Source organism: Streptomyces sp. Tu 2975 (assembly GCF_009832925.1).
Classification (GTDB): Bacteria; Actinomycetota; Actinomycetes; order Streptomycetales; family Streptomycetaceae; genus Streptomyces.
Window position 1 is genome coordinate 3,731,110 of sequence record NZ_CP047140.1, and the last position, 23,032, is coordinate 3,754,141.

At 71.6% G+C, this 23,032-nt stretch carries 21 protein-coding genes; 11 read left to right on the plus strand and 10 right to left on the minus strand.

Annotated elements, in window-relative coordinates:
- Genes GLX30_RS16420 through rpmG form a run of 3 tightly spaced genes read right to left on the minus strand, consistent with a single transcriptional unit; the run spans position 1 to position 1,548 of the window.
- Positions 1–1,137 carry a GTP-binding protein gene (locus tag GLX30_RS16420; protein WP_159689160.1) on the minus strand — a complete coding sequence of 379 codons (1,137 nt, stop codon included), beginning with the start codon at positions 1,135–1,137 and terminating at the stop codon, positions 1–3.
- A complete protein-coding gene (locus GLX30_RS16425) occupies positions 1,134–1,382 on the minus strand; it encodes a type B 50S ribosomal protein L31 (protein ID WP_159689163.1) in 249 nt (82 codons plus the stop codon). Before GLX30_RS16425 ends, GLX30_RS16420 begins: the two co-directional genes overlap by 4 nt.
- Before the next feature lies 1 nt (position 1,383).
- Entirely contained in the window at positions 1,384–1,548 is a 165-nt protein-coding gene (gene rpmG / locus GLX30_RS16430) for a 50S ribosomal protein L33 (RefSeq protein ID WP_159689166.1), read from the minus strand.
- A gap of 61 nt (positions 1,549–1,609) precedes the next feature.
- On the opposite strand from rpmG, the gene rpmB reads away from it, so the two are divergent.
- From rpmB to GLX30_RS16445, 3 genes are read left to right on the plus strand one after another with little or no spacing between them, the layout of a single operon-like run.
- Positions 1,610–1,846 (plus strand): 50S ribosomal protein L28, encoded by a 237-nt coding sequence (rpmB, locus tag GLX30_RS16435; protein ID WP_159689169.1) that lies wholly within the window; start codon positions 1,610–1,612, stop codon positions 1,844–1,846.
- Positions 1,846–2,151 (plus strand): 30S ribosomal protein S14, encoded by a 306-nt coding sequence (gene rpsN, locus GLX30_RS16440; protein ID WP_159689172.1) that lies wholly within the window; start codon positions 1,846–1,848, stop codon positions 2,149–2,151. Before rpmB ends, rpsN begins: the two co-directional genes overlap by 1 nt.
- A 38-nt stretch (positions 2,152–2,189) precedes the next feature.
- The gene (locus GLX30_RS16445) at positions 2,190–2,678 is read left to right on the plus strand and encodes a hypothetical protein (protein WP_159689175.1); all 489 of its coding nucleotides are present in this window, start codon (positions 2,190–2,192) and stop codon (positions 2,676–2,678) included.
- A gap of 64 nt (positions 2,679–2,742) precedes the next feature.
- Here the strand turns inward: GLX30_RS16445 and GLX30_RS16450 are convergent, their stop codons facing one another.
- Complete coding sequence (locus GLX30_RS16450; protein WP_159689178.1) at positions 2,743–4,863, minus strand: FUSC family protein; 2,121 nt, start codon at positions 4,861–4,863, stop codon at positions 2,743–2,745.
- Positions 4,864–4,956: 93 nt separating this feature from the next.
- Here GLX30_RS16450 and GLX30_RS16455 point away from each other — a divergent pair, with 93 nt between their 5' ends.
- Complete coding sequence (locus tag GLX30_RS16455) at positions 4,957–5,613, plus strand: hypothetical protein (protein WP_159689180.1); 657 nt, start codon at positions 4,957–4,959, stop codon at positions 5,611–5,613.
- Between the two features lie 130 nt (positions 5,614–5,743).
- On the opposite strand, the gene GLX30_RS16460 is transcribed toward GLX30_RS16455, so the two are convergent.
- Entirely contained in the window at positions 5,744–6,886 is a 1,143-nt protein-coding gene (locus tag GLX30_RS16460; protein ID WP_159689183.1) for a DUF2786 domain-containing protein, read from the minus strand.
- A 124-nt stretch (positions 6,887–7,010) separates the two neighbouring features.
- On the opposite strand from GLX30_RS16460, the gene GLX30_RS16465 reads away from it, so the two are divergent.
- Together GLX30_RS16465 and GLX30_RS16470 are read left to right on the plus strand one after the other, a co-directional pair.
- Entirely contained in the window at positions 7,011–7,736 is a 726-nt protein-coding gene (locus GLX30_RS16465; protein WP_159689185.1) for an ABC transporter ATP-binding protein, read from the plus strand.
- Positions 7,730–9,880 carry an ABC transporter permease gene (locus tag GLX30_RS16470; protein ID WP_244258177.1) on the plus strand — a complete coding sequence of 717 codons (2,151 nt, stop codon included), beginning with the start codon at positions 7,730–7,732 and terminating at the stop codon, positions 9,878–9,880. Before GLX30_RS16465 ends, GLX30_RS16470 begins: the two co-directional genes overlap by 7 nt.
- A gap of 207 nt (positions 9,881–10,087) precedes the next feature.
- Here the strand turns inward: GLX30_RS16470 and GLX30_RS16475 are convergent, their stop codons facing one another.
- Complete coding sequence (locus GLX30_RS16475) at positions 10,088–10,801, minus strand: lipoprotein (RefSeq protein WP_244258179.1); 714 nt, start codon at positions 10,799–10,801, stop codon at positions 10,088–10,090.
- A gap of 101 nt (positions 10,802–10,902) precedes the next feature.
- On the opposite strand from GLX30_RS16475, the gene GLX30_RS16480 reads away from it, so the two are divergent.
- Both GLX30_RS16480 and GLX30_RS16485 read left to right on the plus strand, forming a co-directional pair.
- Positions 10,903–11,463: a sugar O-acetyltransferase gene (locus GLX30_RS16480; RefSeq protein WP_159689188.1), complete on the plus strand. Its 561-nt coding sequence runs from the start codon at positions 10,903–10,905 to the stop codon at positions 11,461–11,463.
- Positions 11,464–11,546: 83 nt separating this feature from the next.
- Complete coding sequence (locus GLX30_RS16485) at positions 11,547–13,232, plus strand: bifunctional 3'-5' exonuclease/DNA polymerase (protein ID WP_159689191.1); 1,686 nt, start codon at positions 11,547–11,549, stop codon at positions 13,230–13,232.
- Between the two features lie 121 nt (positions 13,233–13,353).
- Here GLX30_RS16485 and GLX30_RS16490 read toward each other — a convergent pair whose 3' ends face one another.
- The 3 genes from GLX30_RS16490 to GLX30_RS16500 form a co-directional block, all read right to left on the minus strand.
- Positions 13,354–14,625 carry a hypothetical protein gene (locus GLX30_RS16490; protein WP_244258180.1) on the minus strand — a complete coding sequence of 424 codons (1,272 nt, stop codon included), beginning with the start codon at positions 14,623–14,625 and terminating at the stop codon, positions 13,354–13,356.
- 94 nt (positions 14,626–14,719) lie between these two features.
- Positions 14,720–15,229 (minus strand): SigE family RNA polymerase sigma factor, encoded by a 510-nt coding sequence (locus tag GLX30_RS16495; protein WP_159689193.1) that lies wholly within the window; start codon positions 15,227–15,229, stop codon positions 14,720–14,722.
- 106 nt (positions 15,230–15,335) lie between these two features.
- A complete protein-coding gene (locus GLX30_RS16500) occupies positions 15,336–17,597 on the minus strand; it encodes an excinuclease ABC subunit UvrA (protein WP_208545429.1) in 2,262 nt (753 codons plus the stop codon).
- 130 nt (positions 17,598–17,727) lie between these two features.
- On the opposite strand from GLX30_RS16500, the gene GLX30_RS16505 reads away from it, so the two are divergent.
- Together GLX30_RS16505 and GLX30_RS16510 are read left to right on the plus strand one after the other, a co-directional pair.
- Positions 17,728–20,277 (plus strand): polysaccharide lyase family 8 super-sandwich domain-containing protein, encoded by a 2,550-nt coding sequence (locus tag GLX30_RS16505; protein ID WP_159689196.1) that lies wholly within the window; start codon positions 17,728–17,730, stop codon positions 20,275–20,277.
- Between the two features lie 198 nt (positions 20,278–20,475).
- Positions 20,476–21,048 (plus strand): GNAT family N-acetyltransferase, encoded by a 573-nt coding sequence (locus GLX30_RS16510; protein ID WP_159689198.1) that lies wholly within the window; start codon positions 20,476–20,478, stop codon positions 21,046–21,048.
- A gap of 132 nt (positions 21,049–21,180) precedes the next feature.
- Here the strand turns inward: GLX30_RS16510 and GLX30_RS35900 are convergent, their stop codons facing one another.
- A complete protein-coding gene (locus GLX30_RS35900; protein WP_159689201.1) occupies positions 21,181–21,513 on the minus strand; it encodes a DUF6233 domain-containing protein in 333 nt (110 codons plus the stop codon).
- Positions 21,514–22,395: 882 nt separating this feature from the next.
- On the opposite strand from GLX30_RS35900, the gene GLX30_RS16520 reads away from it, so the two are divergent.
- On the plus strand, positions 22,396–22,776 hold the full coding sequence (locus GLX30_RS16520) for a hypothetical protein (protein ID WP_159689204.1): 381 nt from the start codon (positions 22,396–22,398) through the stop codon (positions 22,774–22,776).
- The last annotated feature ends 256 nt before the right edge of the window (positions 22,777–23,032 follow it).

Here is a 23,032-nt window from a genome sequence, read left to right on the forward strand (position 1 = left end):
TCATACCTCCAGTAGGGGGTCGAAGGCGGGCAGCAGCCGCTTCCAGGCCTCTCGGCCCGCGGCGTACTCGGCGTCGTTCAGCAGACACGACTCGAGGAGCTGCTCGAGTCCGTCGCGGTCGAGGCCGGGCGAGGTGAACACGAGGTGCTGGCAGCGGTCGCCGTGCTCGGGGTGCCAGTCCAGCGCGGCGGCCGCCCGGCGCACCGGCTGGACCATCTCCCAGGCGGCGTCCGGCAGCGAGGCGAGCCAGGGCCCCGCGCTCTCGACACAGAGCGCGCCCCCGGCCGCGTCCCAGGCCAGCAGGGTGTCCGGCCGGTCGGCGAGCCAGAACCGGCCGCGGCTGCGGGCCGCGGCGCAGGTCAGGTCCTCCAGCGCCTGGTAGAGGCGCTCCGGGTGGAAAGGCCGGCAGCTGTGCCACACGTAGGTGGCGACGCCGCAGTCGTCGGCCTCCTGCGGCAGCAGTGCGCAGGCCGGATGCTGCGCGGCGGCGGCCGCCTCCACGTCGAACCCGGCGACGGCCGCGGCGGCCAGTTCCTCGCCGTCCACGGCGATCCGCCGGGCCGTCGGGTGCAGTTGTGTCAGCAGGGCTCGGTCCTCGTCGTCCGCCTCTTCGCTGTCGACGAGGGCGAGGACCGGCGCGTACTCCAGCTGACGCGCCCAGGTGTCCGCGATCGTGCGCCGGTCCGTGGCCGCCGCGGCGAGGCCCGCGTCCGCCAGGTCGTCGCCGTTGGCGAGATACGGCAGCAGCAGCGCCGGGTCCACGGCGGTCATCACCGATGTCAGTGCGAGACCTTCGCCGGCGTGCGCGGCGATCACCTCGGCCATGGCCTTGGGCTCGACGGAGTCCCACAGCTCGACGACCGCGAGGCCGGTGGCGCCGTCCGCGGCGAGCCGCGCCAGCTCGGGCACCAGGTCCTCGCGCAGTGCGCAGCAGGCGCAGTCGTTGACGAGCGGCGTCTCACCGGTGTCTCGGACGCCCCGTGCGTCGCGGACCGTCCTGACGACCGCGCCCCGTCCGGCGGTCGAGAGGTCGTGGTGCAGGGCGACACTGCCGGGCACCGTGGTGAGCAGCCGTTCCACCGCGGCCCGGCGGGCGTCCGCGTGCAGCCCGCCGACCAGTGCGACGGGCAGAGTCACTGTCGGCCCCCGTACCGGCGCTCGAAGCGCTCGACGCGGCCGGCGGTGTCGAGCACTCGTGCCGTCCCTGTGTAGAAGGGGTGGCCAGCGGAGGAGATCTCCACGTCGATGACGGGGTAGGTGTTGCCGTCCTCCCAGTCGACCGTCCTGTCGCTGGTGGCGGTGGACCGGGTCAGGAAGGCGAAACCGGCGGCCTTGTCGCGGAAGACGACAGGCGCGTAAGGCGGGTGGATGCCGGACTTCATGTCAGCGCTCCTCTCGGAAGTCGACGTGGCGGCCGGCGACGGGGTCGTACTTGCGAAGGGTCAGCCGGTCGGGGTCGTTACGGCGGTTCTTGCGGGTGACGTAGGTGTAGCCGGTGCCCGCGGTGGAGCGGAGCTGGATGACCGGGCGGATGTCGGTGCGAGCCATGGAGCTAGTATATGGAAATGATTTCCATTACCAAATGAGCTCTCAAGAGAGGTGCATCACCATGTCCGCGCACTGCATGCTGACCGGGGCCCGGCCCGGCTTCGGCAATCGGATCTCCCACTCGCACCGGCGTACGTCCCGCCGCTTCGACCCCAACATCCAGCGCAAGCGCTACTGGCTCCCCGGCGAGGGCCGCCATGTCCGTCTCACCCTCAGCGCGCGGGCGGTCAGGACAGTCGACGTGATCGGCGTCGAGGCCGCCGTCGCCCGGATCCGTGCGCGCGGGGTGAAGGTCTGATGGCGAAGAAGAGCAAGGTGGCACGCAACGAGCATCGCAAGGCGGTCGTCGAGCGGTACGCGGCCCGGCGGGCCGAGCTGAAGGATGTCCTCCGCAGGACGGACACGGGCGAGGAGGAGCGGCAGGCCGCGCAGGCCGAACTGCGCCGTCAGCCGCGTGACGCCAGCCCGACGCGCGTCCGCAACAGGGACGCGGTGGACGGCCGACCACGGGGCCACCTGCGGAAGTTCGGGCTCTCCAGGGTGCGGACGCGTGAGCAGGCGCACGCCGGCTTCCTGCCCGGAGTCCGCAAGTCCTCCTGGTAGCTTGGCGCGGTCTTGCTACCGATCAGGGGGACAGCTCCGTGCTCAAGCTCGTACGTACCTCGGCCGTCGCGGCCGGCCTCGTCGCCGCCCTCGCGCTGACCGGATGCGGCAGCGGCGACAGCGACAGCGACGACGCCGGCAAGGACCAGGCCACGGCCTCGCCCACCGACGCCGGCGGCGACAGCGGCGACAGCGGCGAGGGCAGGGCCCGTGACATCGAGGGCACCTGGACCGGCCTGAGCGACGGGAAGCCCGTCGCGCTGTCGGTCCAGGACTCCAACGCCGCGATCGTCGCCGACGGACATGCCTGCACCGGCGAGGTGCAGGACACGGGCAAGCAGATCCTGGCGCTGAAGTGCGCGGACGGGAACACCGACCGCACGCTCGGCTCGATCGAGTCCAACGACGGGACGACGCTGGTCATCTCGTGGGACGCCGGCAAGAAGGACACGCTCAAGAAGAGCGAGGCGGGCGCACTGCCCGACGGTCTGCCGACCGGCCTGCCGTCGGACTTCCCGACCCCGTGACGACTGCGGCTCACCGCCGGCCGGTCGCCGGGGGCGAGCCGCTCCGCACGTCACTCCTGCGTCGTCACCGGGCCGCGGGTCCCTCATGGGTCCGCGGCCCGTCGTCGCCCTGCCTCCCGGCGATGGCGTCGGCCAGATCGTCCAGCGCTGCAAGGAGTTGGACGGCCCCGCCCCGCAGGACGGCGTCGGACGCCTCCGTCGTATCCCAGCGGTCCACGACCTCGTGCACCGGCCCCCAGTCCGGCACACGGTTCTCGCGTACCGCCTCCGCGCCCTCCTCGACGGCGTGGCGCAGCACCTCGGCCAGCGCAGCGGCGGCAGGCACCGGGGCGGCGCCCTCGCGGCCGCCGTACTCGGGCAGATGCGCCTCGATGAGCATCACGACCCTGCCCGCCTGGGCGAGTGCCCGGCCCGCGTCCTCCGCCGTTCTCCGTGACAGCACACGGGAGCGCACCGGCTCGTGCTTCGCCTTGGACAGGGCTTCCCGCCAGGCGATCCGGGAGTCCCGCGCGTCGAGCAGCGTCCCCCTGACGTCCGCGGATCCGGGTGTCCCCACGGACTCCGGACCGTCGGCGGGATCGGCGTAGCGGTCGAGGACGGCCGCGGCGTAACGGCCGTGCGCGAGCAGCCAGTCGGCGAGCCGGTGATGCAGACGCGTGGTCTCCCAGGCCGGGTAGAGGGCGTAGGCGAGCATCGCCAGCACCCCGCCGAGGAAGGTGAGCAGCACCCGCTGCGGAACCGTCTGGGCCCAGTCCTCTCCGCCGGTGCCGAGCAGGAAGACCACGTAGGCGGAGATGAAGACGCTGGCCACCGCGTACCCGGTGCGCATGACGAGGTACATGCCGAAGGCGCACAGGACGGCGATGCCCGCGCTGACATAGGTGCCGGGCCGGGCCGTCTGCACCACCGCGGTCGCCACGCCCACACCGACGAGGGTGCCGCAGAAGCGGGCGACGGAACGGCCGTAGGTCTGCGAGAAGTCGGGGCGCATGACCATGACCGCCGTGAGGGGCGCCCAGTAGCCGTGGCCCAACGGCAGTGCGGCACCCAGCAGATAGCCGGCGGCCACGACCGCCGACGAGCGGACCGCGTGCCGCAGCACCGGCGAGTCGGGGCGCAGTTCGTCGCGCATCGCCCGCAGCGCGCCGGGCACCAACCGCACCAGCCCGTGCCGTGTGCGGTGGTCGGACTCGGCGGCACCCGCGCCGCGTGCCGTGCCGACGACCTCGTCGAGCAGTGCGGTCAGCCGCAGGGCCGCTCGGCGGGGCGGCCCGGAGAGGAGGGCGCCGGTGTCGGGCGTCCGCAGGGCGGCGGCCGCAGCCGGCGGGACGCGGACGGCCTCCCCGTGGCGTACGGCACGCGCGGCGGCGTCGAGCACCGTCCCCGCGGCGCCGAGCAGTTCGCGCACCCGGTCGCGGGCCGGGCCCTCCGCGGGCACGCCGACGGCCGGGTCGGCCAGTGATGCGAGCACGGGCCTGATGCGTTCGGCGACGCCGCGGGTGCCGTGCAGCTCCGCCGGCCTGCGCCTGGCCTGCCGCGGGGTGACGGCAGCGGCACTGCGGGCGTACATCAGGGGGGCCGGGTCGAAGGACGCGGTCGGATCCTCGCGCAGCCTGCGCGCGTAGTCGGCCTCCGCCGCGAGCGCGTCGGCGAGCGCGTCGCGCTGCGCGCCCCAGCGGCGTACCGGGAACAGGACGACGAGCAGGGCCTGTACGACCCCGCCGACGGCGATCATGGCGGCATGGCCCGCGGCGGCGGCGACCGACGTGGGCAGGGTGACGGTCACCAGCATGATGGCGATGTTCGAAGAGGCCATGAACCCGGCCGTCGGCCCCACCGCCCACAGGAGGCCGCCGAGGAAGGTCCACAGCGTCAGCAGGGCGAGAAACAGGACGACATTGGCGCCGGTGAGGTAGCCGAGGAAGGTGGACACGGCGAGTGTCGCCCCCGACAGGAGCGCGAGGACCGGCCGCGGCCGCCAGCTGCGCTGGAACGTCGCGATGGCGGCCTGGAACGCGCCGAACGCCGAACTCACGGCGACCGCGGGCCCGAAGAGCGTCAGTCCAGCGCCGACGACGAGTGCCAGCCCCACGGCGGCCCGGACGGCGACAAGGGGCTCCAGCCGTTTCCGCTCGACCTTCAGCCCCGAAAGGGCGGTCTCCTTCAGCGCCCGGAGCCAGCTCATGGGCCGAGCGTAACGACCTTTCCCGGCATTTCACCCGACCTCCGGGCGGGATGCGCTGTCCGGCGGGGTGATGCCGCGCCCTACGCTCCCACCATGTCGAACATACGCACGGCGCGGTTGTCGTCGCACGGACTGTGGATCGCCTTCGCGTTGCTGCTGTGCGTGTCCGTCGTCGTCTGGCTGGCGGCCGGCCTGCTGGCGGCGATCTCCGAACTGGACGAGCGGTGCAGCCACGGGATGGTGGGCCCCGGCGGGCCGTTCACCGTCGAGCGCAGCAGCCTGCCGCCCGACGTGCGGTGCGTGTTCGCGGACGGCACCACCATCTCCACCGCCGGCGCGCTCGTGTGGGTGATGTGGGCGTGCATCGCCGCCACGGCCGCCTGCGCCGTCGCCGCGACCGCGCTGGAGTTCGTCCGGTCCGATCACGAGAAGGCGGCCCGGCGGATGGGGGCGTCCGCCGTCGGCGCCGGATTCGCCCTCGCTCTCGTCCACGCCGGCGGCACGGCGCTGACATCACCGGGGCAGGAGCCGCTGCAGGCCTGCTCGGCGTTCGTGACCGGCATCTACGACCGCGCCGCCCGTGTGGACCGCGACATCTTCCCCGCCCAGGCCACCTGTGTGTACCGGGACGGCACCACGTACCGCCTCCTGCCGGAGTGGCTGGGCGTCCTCGAGTGGCTGTTGCTCGGCGCGGTGGTCGTGTACGTGGCGGGCATGACCGCGGCACGGAGGCGGCAGCGCGCGGGCTGACGGGGGCGTGGCCGTCGGGTGCGGCGGGCAATGGTCGGGGCCAGGATGCGGCCGCGCGTCCGCCGAGGGGCGTGGCGGGGAACGGAGTCGCACCGCCCCGCGCCGAAAGGACAGCGCCGGCGAGACGTGGCTAGTGGCGAGGCCTGCGTGCGATGCGTCCCGCCGCCGGCGCCGGGCCCCGCCGCTCCGCACGGTCCGCCGCGGCGCGGCCGTCCTGCCATCCGTCGAGGTCCGTGGCGCCGCGCACCCGGGTGGTCGTCGTCTCGGGGAACATCCGGTCGGTGTGCGAGGCCACCGCCACGTCCCGCGATGCCAGGACAGGCAGCAGGTCGGCGGTGACCACCTCGTCGGCGACAGCGGTCAGATGCTCGCCCGAGCGGCTCGCGTACGCGGTCCAGAACGACTGGCGGAAGGTCTTGGTCCGCCGGCGGCCGCCGGCGCGCTGCGCGGACTCCGCCTTGGTGAGGGCCGTCGCGCCCTGGACGAGCAGGGAGGTGTGGAGCAGCTCGACCGACTCGAGATCGCTCTCGAAGCCGACTACGGTCGAGAAGGCGAACGCGCTGTTCCACACCGCTCGGCAGCGGTTCGCCGCGGCCACCGCGTCGAGCAGGACCGCCTTCGCCGTCTCGTACGGGGCGTCCACACCGATCCGGCACGCCGACGGGGCGTCCGGGCTGTGCGTACGGGCGGCCAGCAAGGCCTCGTCGACGCTGTGCCGGGCCATCAGCTCCTGCGCCTTGGCGGTGAGCGCCTCGGCCTCCTCCGGGTAGCCGGTGGCCTCCGCCTTCGCCAGCAGCGCCCGGATCCGCCCGAGCATGCGCGGCTCGTGAGGCGACGCCGGCACCGAGGCCAGGGACTCGCCCGGGACGGGGCCGACCGGTTCGATCGCCGGGAGACGGGAGAGCAGCCGGTACAGCTCCAGCAGGGCCGTGGCGTGCGAGAAACGGTCGGACCTGGGCGGTTGCAGACCGGCCAGGTCGTCGAGCTGGGCACGGAAGCGGGGTGCGAGCCGAGGGCCGTAGCGCTGCGTCTCCGCCGTGATCAGCCCCGCCGCCAGCAGTTCGTGCGTGTCGTCGAGGTCCCGTCGGACCAACCGCACTACGTCGGCGGGCTGCCAGCCCCGCTCCCAGGCCCGCCGTACGAACTCCTCGCCGCGAAGGCGCAGCTCGTCGTCGGCGGAGGGGTCGGCGGCGAGCAGGGACGCGCCGGTGTCGAGCGCCTCGTCGCCCTCCCCGTACAGCGCCGCCGCCAGCGCCTTCTCGACCGTTCTCATACTTCGGATGGTCCCACGGACGGGGCGGCCGGTCCCGCGGGGTCTTCACGGGTAGGGCAGGCCATACCGTGGGAACACCCCCAGTGGTCGTGATCACGGCGACGGCAGACGGAAGCCTGGCGGCATGACCACAACAGCCGTACGGCTCACCGGCCTCCGCCGCGTCCACCGTGACGTCACCGCACTCGACGGAATCGACCTCGAATTCCCTCGAGGGTCCTTCACCGCCGTCATGGGGCCCTCCGGATCGGGCAAGTCCACCCTGCTCCAGTGCGCCGCCGGGCTCGACCGGCCGACGTCGGGGACCGTGGAGATCGACGGCGTCAGGCTCGACGGGCTGAGCGAACGGCGGCTCACCCTGCTGCGGCGCGACCGGATCGGCTTCGTCTTCCAGGCCTACAACCTGATCCCGTCGCTGACCGCGGCCCAGAACGTCGCACTGCCGCTGCGGCTGGCGGGGCGGCGGCCGTCGCGCGCCGACGTGCGCCGGGCGCTCGCCGAGGTGGGCCTCGAGGGCAGGGCGGGGCATCGGCCGGGCCGGATGTCGGGCGGGCAGCAGCAGCGGGTCGCTCTCGCCCGCGCCCTGATCACCCGGCCGGCCGTGCTGTTCGCGGACGAACCGACCGGCGCGCTCGACACCGTCACCAGCAAGGAGGTGCTCGGACTTCTGCGGGGGCTGGTGGACCGCGAAGGGCAGACGATCGTGATGGTCACCCATGACCCGGTGGCCGCGTCGTTCGCCGACCGGGTCGTCCTCCTGGTCGACGGGCGGGTCGGCGGAGAGCTCACGTCGCCCACCGCCGATCAGGTCGCGGCCCGCCTCGCGGGACTGGAGGCGGTCCCGTGCTGACCGTTGCCTGTGCCGCACTGCGGGCACGCTGGGCCACGTTCGTCGCCGGCTTCGTCGCCCTGGCGCTGGGCGTCGGACTGATCGCGACGATGGGCCTCGGCCTGGCCTCCACCTTCGAGGCGCCGCAGCGCCCGCCGGAGCGGTTCGCCTCCTCGCCGGTGGTCGTGATGGGGCAGGACAGGCTCACCGTGGAGGTCCGTCGGGGGCCGCGGACCGAGGAGGTGTCGAAGCCGCTCGCTCATCCACAACCTGTGGACAACGACCTGGTGCGGGAGCTGGCCGCGCTCGGCCCGGTGACCCGCGACGGCGGCCCTGACGCGGTCGGCGTCGATGCCCCCGCCGACAAGGTCGAGGAAGTGGTGGGCCGCAGGGCGCAGGTCCTCACCGGGGACGAGCGACGGCGGGCGGATCCCGGCACCGAGCGCGACGCCCAGGCTCTCGTCTCGGTGAACTCGCTGCTCGGCACGGCCGGCGGCGTGTCCGCATTCGTCTCCGTCTTCGTGGTCGCCTCGACGTTCGCCTTCGCGGTGGCCCTGCGGCGGCGTGAGTTCGGGCTGCTACGGACGGCGGGGGCGACACCCGGCCAGATCCGCCGGCTGCTGCTCACCGAATCGCTGGTCGTCGGCGTGCTCGCCTCCGCCGCGGGCTGCGTGCTCGGCGCCTGGGGAGCGCCTCGGCTGGCCCGAGCACTCGTCGAAGGGAAGGTGGCCCCCGAGTGGTTCGCGATCCGCGAGGACGTCAACTGGCCCTTTCACGTGGCGTTCTGGACCGGCCTGCTGGTCGCCCTCACAGGAGTGTGGGCGGCCTCGCGCCGGGCAGGGCGCATCGGTCCGGCGGAGGCGCTGCGCGAGGCGGACGTGGACACGGGCGTGCTGCCGCGCGGCAGGCTGCTGGCCGGCATCCTCCTGGCGGTGGCAGGTGCGGCGCTGCTGGCCTGGGGGCTCGCCACGGACCCGGCCGACCTGCTGAAACGCAAGACGTACCTGACCCGGCCGATGATCCTGATCACCGCCGTCGCGCTGCTGGCACCGCTGCTCGTGCAGCGCACCGCGAGGCTGCTGCCCCTGCCCGGCGCGGTGGGAATGCTCGTACGGGAGAACACCGCCGCGTCCGTGCGCCGCACGGCCGCCGTCGCCGCGCCCGTACTCGTCACCGTGGCACTGGCCGGCTCGATGACCGGGACCGCCGAGTCGGTGACGGCGGCGCGGGCGGCGGACGCCCGGGAACGCACGGCGGCCCAACTGGTCGTGACCGGCGAACGGTTGCGTGCGACGGAACGTACTGCCGGCACCCCTGCGACGAGGACCGCGACGCTCTCTCCGTCCGCGTCCACCGCCGTGTACGTACGGGAGGAGGGCACCGCACTCGTCGGATTCGAGGCGCGTGCGGTGACCGACCCGGCGGCGTTCGCGAAGCTGGCGCGGCTGCCGGTCACGGCGGGCGACCTGCGCGACCTGGACGACCGTTCCATCGTCGTCACCGAGGAGTGGATGCGGCACGAGGTGGGCCGGACCATCGACGTGTGGCTGGGCGACGGCCGCCCGGCCAGGCTCCGCATCGCCGCCGTCCTGGCGGTCGGGACCGGTGGCGACGGCGCTTTCGTCACGGCCGCCAACGCGTCCACGGCTCCGGTCGACAGGATCGACGTACGGGCCGGCGCGGGCACCTCCCCTGCCGCACTCGCCGCCCTCGCCACCGAGCTGCGGCGCTCCTCCGGCGGAACGGTCCGCCAAGTGGACGAGTGGGCCACCGCGACGCATCCCCGTACCAGCCCGCAGACCCGTCTCGGAATGCTCGTCGTGCTCGGGATCGCCCTTGTCTACACGGCGATCGCCCTCGCCGGGACGCTGCTGATGGCCACATCGGCACGTGCCGGCGAACTCGCTTCGCTGCGCCTCGCGGGAGCGACCCGCGCACAGGTGCTACGGGTCGTCACGGGCGAGGCACTGCTCTCCGTCGCCGTGGGAGCCGTGCTGGGGGCCGCGATCGCCGCAGTGAACCTGGCCGGGCTGGGGGCGGCGCTGGCCGCTCTGTCGGCGCCCGTGACCGTCGTGGTGCCGTGGGGGACGGCCGGAGCGGCACTCGGGGCGTGCGCGGCGGTCGCGGTCCTCGCGGCGCTGGTCAGCTGCCCGAGGACCAGGTGAGGGAGGCCGGGTGAGGGGACCGGGGTGCCGGAGGCGGGGTGAGGGGCGGGACCGTGGACTCCCAGGAGGGAACAGCGGCTGTCCGGTCCCTGTCCGCGTTCCCCTCCCGGTACGCCCGGAGTCCGGTCCACGCCCGCGGTCCCCTCCCAGTACGCCCGGAGTCCGGCCCGCGCCCGCGGTCCCCTCCCAGGGGCGACGCACGCCCGGTCAGGAGGTGCGCAGCGTCCGCTTCGCGAGTTCGTACGCGGGGAGCATCTGCTCGTGTTCCTGCGAGTCGAAGCCGCCGAGGTCCACGACCACCAGGCCCTGCGGTGTGGCCACGGCGAAGGCACGCTCCTTCTTGGGGTCGTCGAAGAACTCGTTCTTGTTGATGTACGTGACCTCTGTGGCGGCGAACTTGCCCGCCTTGATCTCCTTGTACACCTCGTCCGTCCGCTCCTTCGCCCCGTCGGCGACGAACGCCTGGAGCGCCTTGCGGGTGTCGTCCCCGGCCCCGGCGCCGACCCACACCCGGACGAAGCCGATGTGCCCGGCGGGCTTGGCGTCGATCTCACACACCAGCGTGACCGGGCCCTGGTCGAGGACCGCGGCGAACTCGCTGTCCTTGTCGCTCTCGACGCGCTCGGGCTTCCAGTCCGCGGCGAGCGAGAAGGTGACGGGCATGGGACAGGCGGAGCCAGGAGCGCCCACCGAGCCCGCCTCGGCCGGCCCGTCGGCCGCCTTGTCCTGCTCCTTGCTCTCTTCCTTCTTCGCCTCTTCCTCGTTCGCGTCCTGCCGCGCGTCCTGCCGGCTTGCCGCACCGCCCGCCTTCTCGTCGGAGTCGGCCTTCGACGAGCAGCCGCTCGCCACCCCCGTCACCAGTACCGCCGCCACCGCCCCGAGAGCCGCGCCGCGCACACGCCCCCGCATCACACTCCGCACCGAAGGATCCCCACCCTGTCTGTCCGTGAACCCGCCACCGCTGTCGGCGGCGTAGCAGGATCGATCTTACGGAGAGCGGCTGTCGAGGAAGGCTTCGATCAATGGGCGAGAACAAGGACCGGATGCTGGCCGGCGAGTGGTACCTCCCGGACGACGAGGAGTTGGGCGCGGACACCCGGCGCCGCAGCGAACTCTGCGCCGCCTACAACGGGAACGGCGGCGCCTCGCCCGACGAGCGGACGGCGATACTTCGCGAACTGCTCGGCTCGCTGGGCAAGGACGTACGCATCCGGCCACCGTTCCACTGCGACTACGGGCGCTACATCAGCATCGGGGACCGTACGTTCGTCAACTTCAATGCGGTCTTCCTCGACGCGGCACCCATCACCGTCGGCGCCGACGTGCAGATCGGACCGAACGTGCAACTCCTCACCCCGGCACACGAGATGGACACGGAGCGACGCCGAGCGGGCTGGGAGAAAGCGGTCCCCATCGCGATCGGCGACAACGTCTGGCTCGGCGGCGGCGTGATCGTCTGTCCCGGCGTCACCATCGGGGAGAACACCGTCGTCGGCGCGGGTTCCGTGGTCACCAAGGACCTGCCGGCCGGGGTGCTCGCCGTGGGCAACCCAGCCCGCGTCGTCCGCACACTTACGGACTGAACCCGCGCGGCGCACCCACCTCCCTCGCCGCTGCCCGGCCCGTCGACCGGCGGTTGTCGTACCCGGCTGCCACACTCGAACCCATGGGCGAACGATGGGCTCTGGCAGCGGCGGAGGGGGACGGGGCCAGACTCGTCGCCCTCCGTCCCGACGGCCTGCCCGCCGGGCCCGTGCTGGAGGAGCCCGACCTGGTCGAGGCGGTCCGCTCCCGCCCCGAGGCGGACCGGTGGGTGTGGCGGTCGACCGCGGGGATCTATCCGCGGCTGCTGGCCGCCGGTGTCCCGGTCGAGAGGTGCTACGACATCGAGGACGCCGAGCTGCTGCTGCTCGGTCACGAGGGACGGCTCGGCGAACCCCGCTCGGCAGCCGCCGCCTGGGCACGGCTGCGCAACGCTCCCGTGCCGCCCGATCCGCCCGCCCGCGCGGCAGAGCCCGGGTCCCAGTCCTCACTGTTCGAGCCGCAGCCCGTCGCCGTGCCCCTGGAGGCGCTGCTCGAGGTCTACGCCGACCAGCAGCGAAGGCACCTGGCCGCGGAGCACCCCGGCCGGATGCGGTTGCTCACGGCCGCGGAGTCCGCGGGCATGCTCGTGGCCGCCGAGATGAACCGCGCGGGGCTCCCCTGGCGGGCCGATGTGCACCGGGCGGTGCTGCACGAACTGCTCGGCGAGCGGTACGCGGGGGGTGGCGAGCCGAGACGCCTGGCTGAGCTCACGGACGAGGTGTCGGCTGCCTTCGGCCGGCGGGTGCGGCCGGACCTGCCCGCGGATGTGGTGCGGGCCTTCGCGCAGGCCGGGATCAAGGTGCGCTCGACCCGGCGATGGGAACTGGAGGAGATCGACCATCCGGCCGTGAAGCCGTTGATCGAGTACAAGAAGCTGTACCGCATCTGGACCGCACACGGCTGGGGCTGGCTCCAGGACTGGGTGCGGGACGGCCGCTTCCGGCCCGGGTACCTGCCCGGCGGCAGCGTCTCCGGCCGCTGGACGACCAACGGTGGCGGGGCACTTCAGATACCGAAAGTGATCCGGCGGGCCGTCGTCGCGGACGACGGCTGGCGCCTCGTGGTCGCCGACGCCGACCAGATGGAGCCACGGGTGCTCGCCGCGATCTCGCGGGACCACGGCCTGATGGAGGTCGCGGGGCACGACGGCGACCTCTACACGGCGCTGTCCGACCGGGCGTTCTCCGGTGACCGCGACCACGCCAAGATCGCGCTGCTCGGCGCGATCTACGGCCAGACCTCGGGGGACGGCCTGAAGAACCTGGCGGCGCTCCGACGCAGGTTCCCGAGAGCGGTGGCCTATGTGGACGACGCGGCGAAGGCGGGCGAGGAGGGTCGGCTGGTCCGGACGTGGCTGGGGCGCACCAGTCCCCGGGCGGCCGGTGCGGGCGACGACGACGAGGCGGGCATCCCTCAGGAGCCGGTCGAAGCCGCCCCTCCCGACGGCGAGTTCACGCCCGGCTACGCGTCGACCAACGCCAGGGCACGGGGTCGTTTCACCCGGAATTTCGTGGTGCAGGGCAGCGCCGCCGACTGGGCGCTGCTGATGCTGGCGGCGCTGCGTCAGGCGACCGCGGAGATGCGGGCGGAGCTGGTTTTCTTCCAGCACGACGAGGTGATCGTGCACTGCCCGGCGGACGAGGCCCACGACGTGGCGGATGCGATCCGCTCGGCCGGTGAGCTGGCCGGGCGGATCGCCTTCGGTGAGACGCCGGTGCGGTTCCCGTTCACGATCGCTGTGGTGGAGCGCTACTCGGACGCGAAGTGAGCGTGGAGGTACGGCTGCGGGGTCGGCGCCATGGAGGCCGGGCTCGGAGTTCGGCGTCACGGAAGCGCGCTGCGGAGCTCGGCGCCGTGGAGGCCGGGCTCCATGGCTCGGTCCCTGCGGCTCACCCGGCCGCGGTGCGCCACTTCTCGTCGAGAACGATGGTCTTCATCTGCTCGATCGTCAGGACCGGCTCGGCACGGCTGGCGTCCTGGCCCTGCCCCGGCGCGTTGAAGGCCATCATCACGACCCGGAAGCCGTCGGGACGCAGGGTGTCGACCGTCCAGCCGACAGCGCCCGCGCCGCCCTTCTGGTCGGGGTCGTTCTCCTGCTTCACCATGACCTTGGTGCCGTCCGGCAGGGTCGTGACGTCGCCGGTGAAGAGGTCCGTCGCAAGGTCCTGCATGCCGTTCTGTGCGTTGACCTGGATGAAGCCGGCGCCCTTGCCGTCGTCGGCGACGACGAAGCCGTACCCGGGGTCGCCCTCCTTGTCGAGGACCTTCAGACCCTTGGGCAGCAGCGACGTGAGGATCTTGTCCACCGCGGTGCCGGTGGAGCCGGGCAGCGGTGTCTCCTTGTGGGGCTCGCCCAGCTGCGCGCCGATCGACCTCCACACGTCGTCCGTGACGAGCGCCTTCAGCTGCGGGCCTGTCAGGGGCGGCGTCGGCCGGCTGACCGGCGCGCCCTTCTCGGCGGGCGCGTTCCATTCGCCGGCGTCGACCTGCACACCCTCGGGTGTGATCAGGACGGCCCGCCACAGCCGGGTGTCCACACGCCGGTCGGGATACTCGTAGCCCTGGAACAGCATGTAGCGGGAACCGTCGGGGAGCGTCTCGGCCTTGCACGTGTCGTGCTGCACCAGCGCCTTGGACGGGCAGGTGACGGACTGCTCCGCGCTCTGCCCGGCCGGGTCGACGGTGCTCACGCCGAGGCTGATCGCCGCCGCTCCCTGTCCGTCGTCGAAGACGACGGAGGCGTACGGGCCGGTCACGCGGCCCTTGGCGTCCTCGGTGATGCCCCGGCCGTCCTCGCTGGTGGTCCTCCCCTCGGGCAGCAGGGCCTTGAAGGCCGCGATCATCTTCTCCTTGGTGACCCCGCCCCCCTCGGGCGGACTCGGAGCGCCGGGCGTGGCCTGCCCGGCGACGGCGGTGGGCGTGGCCGGTGCCGCGGCCGATGCCCGGCCGTCGCCGAAGCCGAGCGCGCCGCTCGTGTAGCCGCCGGCGACGCCGACCACGGCGAGTGCCAGAACGCTGCCGGTCACGGCGGCGGCGCGACGACGGGCCAGCCGACGTCGGCCGCGGGTCAGGCCGCCGTCCACCAGACCCGGCCGGTCGGAGGGCCGGAAGGTGTCACCGGTACGGCGGATCGCATCACCGAGTTCGTCCTCGAAAGGCATGGGGAACCACACTCTCTGGTCGCAACACATGGAATGAAGTGGTGGAGCCCGCGGGGCGGCCCGCAGGAAGAGCCCGCCGTCGAAGGGCCGTGCCTCAGCGTGCGGCGAACTCGACGAGACTGCCGCCGAGCTGCTCACGGAGCTTGGCGAGCGCCCGCACCGCTCTGGTGCGGACCGCTGCGGAGCTGACGTTCATCGCGTCGGCGGTCTCCTCGATGCTGCGGTCCTCCCAGTACCGCAGCACCACCACCGCCCGGTCCTTCGGTGTGAGCCGGCCGAGCGCACCGAGGAGCGCGAGGCGCAGCTCGGGGTCGTCACCGGAGAGCAGGGCGGAGTCGGGCAGTTCGCCGACAGGGCGTTCCGAAGCGGAGCGCCGGCGCCTGTGAGTGAGGAACGAGCGGACGAGAACGGTCTGTGCGTATCCCGCCGGATTCTCGATCCGGGAGACGCGCCCCCACAGCACGTACATCCGGCCGAGCGTCTCCTGGACCAGATCCTCCGCGAGGTGGGTGTCCCCGCTGGTCAGGAGGCAGGCGGAGCGGTAGAGGTGCGCGGCGCGGTTCGCCGCGAACTCTCTGTACTCCTCCGTGCGGGACGCTCTCATCCCCTGCTCACTCTCCCCCGTCGTGCGCCGGCGACCCCTTCACCTCATTGACGCGGCAGCGTCCTCGTAATGTTTCAACCGTTCCCAGAACCCGTCCTGGTGGCGGTCAGGCCCCGACGTACTCCCGCAGATGGTGCGCGGTGAGGGTGTCCCCGTGGGCGACCAGATCCTTGGGCGTCCCCTCGAAGACGATGCGGCCGCCGTCGTGTCCGGCGCCGGGGCCGAGGTCGATGAGCCAGTCCGCGTGTGCCATCACCGCCTGGTGGTGCTCGATGACGATCACGGTGTTGCCTGCGTCCACCAGCCGGTCGAGCAGCGCCAGCAGCTGATCCACGTCGGCCATGTGCAGTCCGGTGGTCGGCTCGTCCAGTACGTACGTCGCCGCCTTCTCCGCCATGTGGATGGCCAGCTTGATGCGCTGCCGCTCACCGCCGGAGAGGGTGTTGAGCGGCTGTCCGAGCCGGAGATAGCCGAGTCCGACGTCCCGCAGCCGCCCGAGGATGGTGTGTGCCTGACCCGAGGTGAAGAAGTCGTGGGCCTCGGCCACCGACATCCCCAGCACCTCGCTGATGTTCTTGCCGCGCAGGGTGTAGGTGAGCACCTCGGGCGTGAACCTCTTGCCCTCGCACTCCTCGCACACCGACGCCACGCCGGCCATCATGGCGAGGTCGGTGTACACCAGGCCGAGGCCGTTGCACTTGGGGCAGGCGCCCTCCGAATTGGCGCTGAACAGGGCCGCCTTGACGCCGTTGGCCTTGGCGAAGGCCGTACGGATCGGGTTCAGCAGTCCGGTGTACGTCGCCGGGTTCGAGCGACGGGAACCGCGGATGGGCGACTGGTCGGCGACCACCACCCCCTCACGGGCGGGCAGGCTGCCGTGGATCAGCGAGCTCTTGCCCGATCCGGCTACGCCGGTGACCACGGTCAGGACCCCGAGCGGTATGTCGACGCTCACGTCCCGCAGGTTGTGCAGGCCGGCGCCCTTGATGGACAGCTGTCCGCGCGGCTCGCGCACCTTCTCCCGCAGGCCGGCCCGGTGTTCCAGGTGCCGGCCGGTCAGCGTCCCGGAGGCCCGCAGTCCGGGCACATCACCGCTGAAGCAGATCTGTCCGCCTTGCGTGCCGGCACCAGGACCCAGGTCGACGACATGGTCGGCGATCGCGATCACCTCGGGCTTGTGCTCGACGACGAGCACCGTGTTCCCCTTGTCGCGCAGCCGCAGCAGCAGGTCGTTCATCCGCCTGATGTCGTGCGGGTGGAGACCGACGGTCGGCTCGTCGAAGACGTAGGTCACGTCGGTGAGGCTGGAACCGAGGTGCCGCACCATCTTCACGCGCTGCGCCTCACCGCCGGACAGCGTGCCGGCGGGCCGGTCCAGGCTGAGATAGCCGAGGCCGATCTCCACCAGCGAGTCGAGCAGGTCCCGCAGTCCGGCGAGCAGGGGCGCCACAGCCGGGTCGTCGATCCGGCGCACGAACTTCGCGAGATCGCTGATCTGCATCGCGGAGCATTCCGCGATGTTCACCCCGTCGATCTTCGAGGAGAGGGCGGCGGCCGTCAGTCGCGTGCCTCGGCAGTCGGGACATTCGCGGAAGACCACGGCCCGGTCGACGAAGGCCCGGATGTGGGACTGCATGGCGTCGCGGTCCTTGGTCAGCATCGTCCGCTGGACCTTCAGCAGCAGGCCCTCGTAGGTGAAGTTGTTGCTGCCGACCTTCACCTTGACCTGCGGCTTGTGGAGGAAGTCCGTCCACTCCTGCTCGGTGAAGTCCCTGAGCTTCTTGTCCGGGTCGTAGAAGCCGGAGTTGGCCATGATCTGCCAGTACCAGGAGTCCACCGCGAAGTTCGGCACGGTGATCGCGCCCTCGTTCAGCGACTTGTCGCGGTCGACCAGCTGGTCGATGTCGATGTCCGACACCTGGCCGACGCCTTCGCAGCGCGGGCACATGCCTTCCGGAAGATTGAAGCTGAAGGCTCCGGACGTGCCGATGTGCGGCGTGCCGAGACGCGAGAAGACGATCCGCAGCATGGTGTACGCGTCGGTCGCCGTGCCCACGGTGGAGCGGGAGTTGGCCCCCATCCGTTCCTGGTCGACCACGATCGCGGCACTCAGATTGTGCAGCGCGTCCACGTCGGGCCGGCCGAGGCTCGGCATGAACGACTGGATGAAGGCGGTGTACGTCTCGTTGATGAGCCGCTGGGACTCGGCGGCGATCGTCCCGAAGACGAGGGACGACTTCCCCGAGCCGGACACGCCGGTGAAGACGGTGAGGCGCCGTTTGGGGATGTCGAGCGAAATGTCGGCCAGGTTGTTCTCGCGCGCGCCGCGCACCTGGATCACATGGTGGTTGTCGGCCGGGATCGTCATTCGGCCGACGTTAGCCGACCCCACTGACAACGGGGCCCCGGTACCTGCGTCCGGCCCGTTGACAGGGATGGGGCAGCGTTGTTTCGTCGTCTTCGGCAAGCGCTTTCCGGCCGAACCTTGGAGCGTTCAGGTGGAGTTCTCGCGTCGTTCCGTGCTGTCCGTGATCCCGGCGGCAACGCTGCTTGCCGTGGCACAGCCCCTGCGCGCCCGAGCCGCGCCCCGAGTCCGCTCCTCCGCCGCCGGACAGGCAGCCGATCACGAGACCCTGCTCCGCAACACGATGGCGGTCTTCGCCGGCACGGCAGAGGCCAACGCCCGGCCCGAGGTCGCCCCGAAACTCGCGGCCATCACCTCGGCGGCGCGGTCGCGGCTCGCCGCGATGGACGACGCCGGACCGGGCGAGCTCTTCGCAGGAGTTCCGCTCGGGACCAGCGACCCCAACCTGAGCAGGACGTTCCAGTACCTGTACGAGATCGCCCTGGCCACCCGCACTCCTGGCGCCTCGGGCCTGCTCGACGACACGGCGGTCCGGCGCAGGGTCGCCGACGGCCTGGTCCGTCTCCACGACGAGTACTACGGCGACCAGTCGAAGGGCTACTACGGCAACTGGTTCAACTGGGAGATCGGCATCCCCGCCCATGCGACCAAGACCCTCGTCCTCCTCGGGGACGAGCTCGCGGCGTACCGGCCGGACCTCGCCGCCACCTACATCGGCTCCATGGACGCGTACCTGCGCAACGGCAAGGACGGCGACGTCGACCTCGACTCGCGCTTCCACACCGGAGCCAACCTCGCCGACATCACGACCAACCGGATTCTCCAGGGAGCGGTCCTCGGAGACGACGCCCGCGTCACCAAGGCCGTCGCCGACCAGCTCACCGTCTTCGCGCGGATCGACCCGTACGACCTGCTGCACGGCGTGACCGACGGCTTCTACGCGGACGGCTCCTTCGTCCAGCACGCGTCCGTCGCCTACACCGGCTCCTACGGCAAGGGCCTTCTCACCAGGATCGTCCAGAGCGTCAAGATCCTCGACGGAACGGCCTACGTACCCTCCGAGAACCTGGTCGGCGTCGTGCAGGGCTGGGTCGCGGAAGGGTTCGCCCCGGTCATCTTCGAAGGCTGGATGATGGAGATCGTCAAGGGCCGCGCCGTGTCACGCACCGGTACGGGCTACGCGGACGTCGCCGCCGTCGTGGAGGCCGTCGTGGACCTCGCCGGATACAGCACCGGCGGCGACGCCGAGGCGCTCGAGGGCTACGTCAAGTACGTCCGGCAGACCTCCCGGGCGAACCTGGACCCGGCCACCTTCGTCTCCCCCGTCAGCATCGCCCGCTACGCCGACATCCTGAACTCCCCGGCCCCGGCGAAGGATCTGGGGCCCGCCGCCTCGCACACCGCGTTCAACGCCATGGACAGAACCGTCCACCGCCGCCCCGGTTACGCCTTCGCCCTGGCCCGCAGCTCGGACCGCATCAGCAAGTACGAGTACATGAGCGGCGAGAACCTGATGCCCTGGTTCCAGGGCGACGGGGCCCACTACCTCTATCTCTCCGGTCAGGACCAGCGGCAGGCGTTCGGGATCGACTACTTCACCACCGTCTCCCCGTACCGTCTGGCGGGCGTCACCGCGCCCGTTGAGGACCGCCGCACCGTGCCGGAGCTGTACGGAACGCTCTGGTACGACAATCCCGAGCGCGGTTTCACCTCGTCCTCGGAGTCCCAGAACACGTACGTCTACTTCCCGCGCGGCAGTCACCCGCACTCCGGGGGAGCCCGCCTCGGCGCGTACGGCGCCACCGCGCTCGTCCTGTCCGACGACGTCGCGTACGCGGCGAAGGAGGCGGGCGAACTGCCCGACGACTTCGTCGCCTATCAGGGCGCCCGTGGCACCAAATCCTGGTTCATGCTCGACGACGAGATCGTCGTCCTCGCGGCCGGTGTCACGGGCCGCGCGGGCCGCGCGGTGACCACCACCGTCGACACCCGCATCGCTTCCCCCGCCGCCGCGGTCACCGCCACCGGTCAACTCCACGACGGGACGCCGTGGCAGGGCCCCGGTACCGCGCCACTCGCCTGGCTGCGGTACGCCGATCCCGGGCAGCGGACCGCGGTCGGATACGTCTTCCTGTCCGGCCCCCGGCCGAACGTCGCGCTCGACACAGTGACCGGCAGCCCGCGCAGCGTCCGTCTGTCCAACCCGGACACCGCCGTGAGCAAGCAGGTCTTCTCGGTCTCCTACGCCCGGCCCGCCGGTGCCGGGCCCGCTGCCATGGCCCACGCGATCGTCCCGCACGCCTCCGAACGCCAGTTGGCTTCCTACGCCGGCGGGCCGCTCGCCGTCCTCGCCAACACCGCCCGCGTCCAGGCGGTCAAGCACACGCGGCTGGGCATCCTTGCCGCGAACACCTTCACCCCGGGCACCCACCACGTCGAGCGGCTCTCCGTCGACGGCCCCGCGTCGGTGATCCTCCGCCGGTCCACCGACGGCACCTGCTCGATCGCGGTGTCCGACCCGACCACAGAACGCCGCACGGTCGCGGTCACCCTCCACGGCCGCGCCCTGCGTCCCGTCTCGGCGGACGACGGCGTCCGCGCCACCCACGTCCCGGGCGGCACACGCCTCGACGTCACGACCCACCAGGCCTACGGCCGCAGCTTCACGGCGACGCTGCGTTAGGGGGTCTCATTCGGATCGGGCCGGCCGCTGGAAAGGTCCGGCCGGGAGGCCGCCGACCACGGGAGAAAGGGGGGCACTCGGGGACCACCTGTGCCCGGCATCCAGGACGCCGCGCGGTAGTGGTGCGTTCCGGCGGATGCGACACCTCCCACCGGCGATCGAGCGGCGTCGCCGTGCGCGCAGTGACATCGTGGTGACATGACCATCGAAGTTCGCCCGGCTTCGGTCTTCGAGGACGTCCGGCCCCTGCTCGGCCCGAAGTCACCCGGCGCAAATGTCTGCTGGTGCCTGAGCTACCGGATCCCGTCCAAGCTCAACAACGAGCTCCGGGGGGCCGCCCGCGGCGAGTACGTCGCCGAGCTGTGCCGTACCGGTCCCCCGCCGGGCGTGCTCGCCTACGACGGCGACGAACCGGTCGGCTGGGCCGCCGTGGCGCCGCGCTCTGACACGTCCTTCGCGCGCAACCGCAAGATCCCGCACGTCGACGACCTGCCGGTCTGGTCGCTCTGGTGCATCCGTGTGCGCCCCGGTCACCGCAAACAGGGGATCTCGCACGCCCTCATCGCCGGTGCCGTCGAGTTCGCCCGCGCCCACGGCGCCCCGGCGATCGAGGCGTACCCCCTCGACAACGGCGGGGCGAAGGTCGACCTGACCATGGCGTACGCGGGGATCCGCAAGAACTTCGAGCGGGCCGGGTTCACCAAGGCCGCCGACACCACCTCCGTGCTGGCCGGCCACCCCCGGATCCTGATGCGCCTCGACCTGCGCTGAACCCTGCCGCACCTTCCGACGGCGAGGACCGGAAGAACGACGGAGTTCATCCACATCGTGCACCGGGCCACGGGCCACGGGCCACCGGTCCACAGGGCCACAGGTCACCGGTCACCGGTCACCGGTCACCGGTCACAGCATTCCCAGCTCACTGTCGGGTCGGCAGAACTGGCACGCCTCCACGCCCTCGCCGAGCAGTCGGCGGGCCTCGACCGGCGGCACGGGCTGGGTCCGCTTCGCCATGCGGCAGTCCCCCACGTGCACCTCGAAGGGTCTCCGGTCCTGCCCGATTCCGTGAGAGACGACGAACCCCGGATCGGCCGGCGGCACGACGCGCGCGGCGCGGGCCACGGAGGCAGCTCGCTGCTCCTCGGCCGCGATCCACCGGTCGGTCTGCTCGAGCTGCTGCTGCTGGACGCGTCGCAGGAAGAGGAGCAACTCGAGGCGCGGGACAGATTCGGACACATATTCGATTCTAGGCCGGTGCCCCCCGAGGCGACGGGGGAGGCGCTTGATCAACTCTTCAGCCGCCTGCGCGCCCTAGAGCGGAAGCGGCGGCCCCCTCACAGAAAGGAGCGGGAGGCGGTCACCGGCGCATCGAGGAGGCCGTAGGAATCCACGCCGGGCCGACGCCTGCGGGGCGCAGCCCGTCACACCACGCAGCCGGCCACATTGCGCATATCGCGCTCACGCGCCGCAGTGCGCGCTGCCGCCTGCTTCGGCCGCCCTCGCCGACTCTCGGTGCAGGTCGGCCCACACCTGGCCGACCGACACCTGGGTGGGGGCCCACTCGCCTGACATGCCATCACTTAGCGGCAACTCCACTATTTTGATCGGCACTTGTGGAGACGGCAGCTCGCACGAGGCGGCGAGAGGCAACCGCGACAGCGTCAAACCTGCACGGTGGAGAACAGGGCCCTTACTGAAATTCAGCCCTGATTCGACGACCGCAGCGAGCATCTCGCAGGCCGAGATCCTTCACCGGCGGTTTCGACACCATGAGGGACCCACGGCACTCATTGCCCCATTTGGGGCGCGCTGCCGACGTCAGCGACCTCCGTTTTCACCCCAACCTCATATCTTGCTCAAGTGGCGTGTCACTTGAGCACTCCGGCCCTATATTGACCTTCGGTGCAGAAAAGGCGCGGACATGCCAACCCCCGATCGACCATCGGGAATTCCCTGGACTTGACCCATCCGGAGATGGTTTGCATACGCACGCTTCAACGGGGTGTCCACCGACCGATCGCCCCGGCATGAGTTCGGCGCCCCCGATCAAAAGCACTTTCCGGACTGCGGTCGAATCACTTTGCGCTGCAGTTCCATCCACCTGAGAAGAGGAACCCAATGGCCCGATCGTTCACCCGCCTGGCTGTGGTCGGCACCGCCGCCGCCACGATGCTCGCCATCACTGCGTCGCCGGCCCTGGCTGCAGACCAGAACAGGACCCTGAGCGACAGCCACGGCAAGATGACCTACAACGATTCTGTAGATGTGTTCGAGATCTGCGACACCTCGGCGGACGGCCGCGGCGTCTCCGGTGGTCTCACGCACAAGTACACCGGCGGTGTCCAGTACACCGAAACGGCGTTCACCATCAACGACGGCGGCGACGCCGGATGCGACAAAATAGGCTACAACGTCCAAGGTTGGCCGCACAACTACGTGATGTACTACAAGTGGGACGGGGGCGGCACCCGCCTGAACACCGCTTGGTTCACCGAGTAGCACCTCGGCCGAGCGGTTCGCATTTGACGCCGCGAAACCGGAGACCGCCCCAGGCACCGGACGCGGCACGATCAAAGTCCTCATCGCCGGGACCGGCGGCGACATGTCCCGTTGTCGTAGCGTCAATGGTGTGCTCAAAGTGCAGAGGTCGGCGTCGTTATTACCCTCGCAACGAGAGTAATAACGACGCTGGCGCTACTTCGTCTGCGATAACCGATTCAGCGTAACAGCATTGGGTGACGATTTCGGGCGGCGG